Annotated in this window: 4 protein-coding genes and 1 pseudogene; all 5 read right to left on the bottom strand. The window is 39.6% G+C overall.

The features are described from left to right. On the bottom strand, positions 1 to 256 hold a 256-nt coding region (locus RYO55_RS09675; RefSeq protein ID WP_314985311.1), incomplete at its 3' end, for a sugar phosphate nucleotidyltransferase. Positions 257 to 864: 608 nt separating this feature from the next. Continuing rightward, positions 865 to 1,512 carry an acyltransferase family protein gene (locus tag RYO55_RS09775; protein WP_399554523.1) on the bottom strand — a complete coding sequence of 216 codons (648 nt, stop codon included), beginning with the start codon at positions 1,510 to 1,512 and terminating at the stop codon, positions 865 to 867. 215 nt (positions 1,513 to 1,727) lie between these two features. Next, positions 1,728 to 1,910, bottom strand: a complete 183-nt coding sequence (locus RYO55_RS09670) for an IS3 family transposase (protein ID WP_314985310.1) — start codon at positions 1,908 to 1,910, stop codon at positions 1,728 to 1,730. Between the two features lie 92 nt (positions 1,911 to 2,002). Next, positions 2,003 to 2,218, bottom strand: a pseudogene (locus RYO55_RS09770) (IS3 family transposase); the annotation flags it as partial. Between the two features lie 383 nt (positions 2,219 to 2,601). Next, on the bottom strand, positions 2,602 to 2,909 hold a 308-nt coding region (locus RYO55_RS09665), incomplete at its 5' end, for a hypothetical protein (protein WP_314985309.1).

The raw sequence follows: 2,909 nt of genomic DNA, 5'->3' as shown, positions 1-2,909 counted from the left end.
GCCGGCACGGCTCTACCGAAATGTTCACACCAGAACCAAGCTGACGGCGAATCAATGAGACTTGCTCGCGACCTGTCGCAACAGTGATGGGCGTATCCGGCGCAACGCACTGCACTTGGCGGCAGACACGCTGAATCATCGATTCCAGCGACCCATCCTCGCGCCTCAAAATACGAAGAAATTGCTTGGAATATAACTCATTAGACAACGGCCACAAGCGTTTGCCTGCACCACCTGAAAGCAGGACGATCTGCATCTCAAATTCACTCCTTATTCTCATACGAACCATCTAATCGTTCTTGAAAAATACATGCCTTAAGACAAGAAGAGGCATAAAATCGCCTTTCTTAGTACAGAAGATATTAGGAAACCACACCGCATTATTTCCCCTAACTAGATTTGGGATGAACTTGTTCGTTTTGTTATTGCAATTAGCTATGGCTACAAAATTCAATCTACCGATAAAAAAGTATTTTCTTTAATAAACCTATTCGGTTTATTATTTTTACAATAACGATTATTATCTCCATGATAATAGCTGCTACAATAAATGTTGCTATCACTTCCGTTATTATCCCGTACATATATAACGGATTGACCCCCGTAGACCTCACATAATTTTGATATATTGAACCCATTATCATCTCTAAAAAAACTATTTGAATCAGATAAATCTCTAAAGTATATCTACCTCGTTTAAGCGCCATTTTATAGAGTAAACCTTCACCTCCGTAAGACATCATCTTATGTATCACGCGCATAAATATATACGATCCTGAAAAACCTAAAAATATCTTTAATATATCAATATTCAATATCTCCATTAAAGAAAATTTATGATAATTAATTGTAAAAAGATTTGGTTCACATGACATATTTTCGAATAAATAAAAACAGAGTGCATACACCGGAACCGATATATATATATATATTACTATTTATTTTATTTATACTATACTTATGCATGCAATAACCCGTAAGAAAAAATAAATACATAAATATTCCGCTATTTCCACCATATACAATAATCGAACATGGAATACTGAATAAAAAATACTTTATATCATATTTAAAATTACCACTACAGAAGAGCGATGTTACTATTATGATAATCGTATTTATTACTAATGCTCCTAAAAACCATATATTATAAACACTCTTAATATAAGCAATAATTAAATTAAAAATATTATTATACGTATTTCCAATAAAAAATATACTGACTAATAATTTCAATCCTCCAAAAGTAAGCATTGGCATTATTAATGCGATTATCCTGCTAGATAACTTAATCGATATATATTTTTTTATTGATAAATTATTAATCGACACAGAAAGAAAATATCCACAGATACCCATAAAAATTGGCATATGAATTGTATATATTAGGCAATATACAATATCATTGCTTGGATTTTGTAGCATACAAGTCTGTTGAATAACATGTCCCCACAAAACTAAAAACATAGCTACATATTTCACAATATCAAAATACGGATTTCTCTGTTGCATTCAATCAACCCATTTCTAACAATTCTACTTGATGCACCCAATCATATCAAAATCCATTGTGCACTTGTCAACAAAAACTGGACACAAAAATTCCAAAAATAGTCATGAAAATCTGAACGTCAGACAAACCTTATCGAAGCGTTAGACAACCGTTGAAGACCGAGATTTTTATGCTGGTTTGGATGTCTACGGAATCTATTCACAATGACCGTTTATCAAGTGTCGGCTCTTCCGCGCTTGGGCGCGAACCGTTCCCGATACTGCTTTGGAGTAAGGTATCCAAGGGCGTATGCGGGACGCTCTTCGTTGAAGAATCGAATATATTCGGTGACCTGCCCAGGGAGACATCGTCTGCAGATGTGATGTGCAAATCTGTAAACAACTCGGCCTTTACCCATCCGTTGATGGCTTCCATGGCGGCATTGTCCGTTGGCGTGCCGGCTCTGGACATGGATCTAGTGATGTTATACATGGGCAGGAGTTCGTTGTAGCTTTTGGAAGCGTATACAGAGCCTCGGTCACTATGAAGGACAAGCTCCTGATTCGGATATTGCTTCTTGAACTCGATGACATCCCGCAAACCATTGAGATAGGTCATACGATCGCCGCGCTTGGACGAAAGCGAATGTGCAATCAGCTCATCATTCCATAAATCCATATACAACGTGAGCTCATAATAGATGCCCCTCACATAAAAGGCAGTCATGTCACTCACCACGCATTCCATCGGACCGGCAATATTGATTCCTGCGAGCAACAGATTCGGGTACGTCTTGAACGAATCCCCGGGCTTCTTGTACTTGTAATGCTTGGAAACGCTCTTGATTCCAGCAATCTTGCAGCATTTATGTGCATAGGGATCGGAAAAGACGATTCCCTTGTCCAACCTGATCTTGGCATTCAACCAACGATACCCGTGAGAAGGAAAGCGGCTATGGTATTGCTGAAACAACTCGATGCTCTTAGCAAGCTGTTTCTTCTGTTCCGATGGATTTTCAACGCTCTTCTTCCAATTGTAGAAACTGCTGCGTGGAATGCCCATCTTTTCGCAGAGCAGCTGGATAGGGAACTCCCCGGAAAGCTCCACGATTACTTGGTACTCTTCTTGCCGATAGGAATGAACTTCTTTTCCGCACCAACTCCTTCCACCAGATAGCCTTTTTTTAAGCGCGCTTCCGTAATCCTAGCCATCACAAGGGCGTCGATCAGCTCTTCTTTCGTCATGGATTGGATGTCTTCCAGTCCTGCGGGCGTCGGCTTGAATTTCATATTGGCAAGACCGCAGTTGCTCTTTGTTCCTCGTTTCGGAGGGAGTCGGTTGGCATTTCGGTACTGCCGCATGTAATTCCGCGCCGTTTCGTCGCTGATCTCATATTCTTCTGCTGCTTCATATCTTG

Origin of the sequence: uncultured Veillonella sp. (assembly GCF_963551295.1) — a bacterium.
GTDB lineage: Bacteria > Bacillota > Negativicutes > Veillonellales > Veillonellaceae > Veillonella.
The sequence above is the reverse complement of the archived record's forward strand: the minus strand, read 5'-3'. Positions and strand labels throughout refer to the sequence as shown.